Source organism: Streptomyces sp. NPDC056128, assembly GCF_042263835.1.
Lineage (GTDB): Bacteria > Actinomycetota > Actinomycetes > Streptomycetales > Streptomycetaceae > Streptomyces.
This window is the reverse complement of the sequence record NZ_JBHJVQ010000070.1, coordinates 1,993-4,636: the sequence shown is the minus strand read 5'-3', so window position 1 is coordinate 4,636 and position 2,644 is coordinate 1,993. Positions and strand designations below refer to the sequence as shown.

The window sequence follows — 2,644 nt, the reverse complement described above, 5'->3', positions numbered from 1 at the left end:
ACACACAGCGAGGACGCTGTGAACGGTCGGATTATTCCTCCGACTGTTCCGCTCTCGTGGTGTCACCCGATTACGGGTAAACATTCACGGAGAGTTTGATCCTGGCTCAGGACGAACGCTGGCGGCGTGCTTAACACATGCAAGTCGAACGATGAACCACTTCGGTGGGGATTAGTGGCGAACGGGTGAGTAACACGTGGGCAATCTGCCCTGCACTCTGGGACAAGCCCTGGAAACGGGGTCTAATACCGGATACTGAACCTTACAGGCATCTGTGAGGGTCGAAAGCTCCGGCGGTGCAGGATGAGCCCGCGGCCTATCAGCTTGTTGGTGAGGTAATGGCTCACCAAGGCGACGACGGGTAGCCGGCCTGAGAGGGCGACCGGCCACACTGGGACTGAGACACGGCCCAGACTCCTACGGGAGGCAGCAGTGGGGAATATTGCACAATGGGCGAAAGCCTGATGCAGCGACGCCGCGTGAGGGATGACGGCCTTCGGGTTGTAAACCTCTTTCAGCAGGGAAGAAGCGAAAGTGACGGTACCTGCAGAAGAAGCGCCGGCTAACTACGTGCCAGCAGCCGCGGTAATACGTAGGGCGCAAGCGTTGTCCGGAATTATTGGGCGTAAAGAGCTCGTAGGCGGCTTGTCACGTCGGTTGTGAAAGCCCGGGGCTTAACCCCGGGTCTGCAGTCGATACGGGCAGGCTAGAGTTCGGTAGGGGAGATCGGAATTCCTGGTGTAGCGGTGAAATGCGCAGATATCAGGAGGAACACCGGTGGCGAAGGCGGATCTCTGGGCCGATACTGACGCTGAGGAGCGAAAGCGTGGGGAGCGAACAGGATTAGATACCCTGGTAGTCCACGCCGTAAACGGTGGGCACTAGGTGTGGGCAACATTCCACGTTGTCCGTGCCGCAGCTAACGCATTAAGTGCCCCGCCTGGGGAGTACGGCCGCAAGGCTAAAACTCAAAGGAATTGACGGGGGCCCGCACAAGCGGCGGAGCATGTGGCTTAATTCGACGCAACGCGAAGAACCTTACCAAGGCTTGACATACACCGGAAACGGCCAGAGATGGTCGCCCCCTTGTGGTCGGTGTACAGGTGGTGCATGGCTGTCGTCAGCTCGTGTCGTGAGATGTTGGGTTAAGTCCCGCAACGAGCGCAACCCTTGTCCCGTGTTGCCAGCAGGCCCTTGTGGTGCTGGGGACTCACGGGAGACCGCCGGGGTCAACTCGGAGGAAGGTGGGGACGACGTCAAGTCATCATGCCCCTTATGTCTTGGGCTGCACACGTGCTACAATGGCCGGTACAATGAGCTGCGATACCGCAAGGTGGAGCGAATCTCAAAAAGCCGGTCTCAGTTCGGATTGGGGTCTGCAACTCGACCCCATGAAGTCGGAGTCGCTAGTAATCGCAGATCAGCATTGCTGCGGTGAATACGTTCCCGGGCCTTGTACACACCGCCCGTCACGTCACGAAAGTCGGTAACACCCGAAGCCGGTGGCCCAACCCCTTGTGGGAGGGAGCTGTCGAAGGTGGGACTGGCGATTGGGACGAAGTCGTAACAAGGTAGCCGTACCGGAAGGTGCGGCTGGATCACCTCCTTTCTAAGGAGCAATAGCCGACTGCAGGCAAACGTCCTGCACGGTTGCTCATGGGTGGAACGTTGACTATTCGGTCCGGTTTCGGGCCGGTGGCTGCCAGTACTGCTCTTCGGAGCGTGGAACGCACGATCACCGGACGGGACCTGGCCGGGCACGCTGTTGGGTATCTGAGGGAATGAGTTTCCTTCAGTTGCCGGCCCCAGTGAACTTGCCTGTGAGGGCAGGGTGATGGGTGGTTGGTCGTTGTTTGAGAACTGCACAGTGGACGCGAGCATCTGTGGCCAAGTTTTTAAGGGCGCACGGTGGATGCCTTGGCACCAGGAACCGATGAAGGACGTGGGAGGCCACGATAGTCCCCGGGGAGTCGTCAACCAGGCTTTGATCCGGGGGTTTCCGAATGGGGAAACCCGGCAGTCGTCATGGGCTGTCACCCGCTGCTGAACACATAGGCAGTGTGGAGGGAACGCGGGGAAGTGAAACATCTCAGTACCCGCAGGAAGAGAAAACAACCGTGATTCCGGGAGTAGTGGCGAGCGAAACCGGATGAGGCCAAACCGTATACGTGTGAGACCCGGCAGGGGTTGCGTGTGCGGGGTTGTGGGATCTCTCTTCCACGGTCTGCCGGCCGTGGGACGAGTCAGAAACCGTTGATGTAGGCGAAGGACATGCGAAAGGTCCGGCGTAGAGGGTAAGACCCCCGTAGTCGAAACATCAGCGGCTCGTTTGAGAGACACCCAAGTAGCACGGGGCCCGAGAAATCCCGTGTGAATCTGGCGGGACCACCCGCTAAGCCTAAATATTCCCTGGTGACCGATAGCGGATAGTACCGTGAGGGAATGGTGAAAAGTACCGCGGGAGCGGAGTGAAATAGTACCTGAAACCGTGTGCCTACAAGCCGTGGGAGCGTCGCTGTATGTGCTTGCACATGCAGTCGTGACTGCGTGCCTTTTGAAGAATGAGCCTGCGAGTTTGCGGTGTGTTGCGAGGTTAACCCGGGTGGGGAAGCCGTAGCGAAAGCGAGTCCGAACAGGGCGACTT

The 2,644-nt window shown here is 58.8% G+C and carries 1 rRNA gene and 1 other annotated feature (1 of these 2 cut by a window edge); the gene reads left to right on the top strand.

From position 1 onward, the window contains the following. Positions 1–83: 83 nt before the first annotated feature. A 16S ribosomal RNA gene (locus ACFC1X_RS40545) occupies positions 84–1,609 on the top strand. A gap of 276 nt (positions 1,610–1,885) precedes the next feature. Beyond that, positions 1,886–2,644 (top strand) — a sequence feature (mutual gap in cmsearch alignment for this rRNA model is longer than 100); it runs 1,970 nt beyond the window's last position.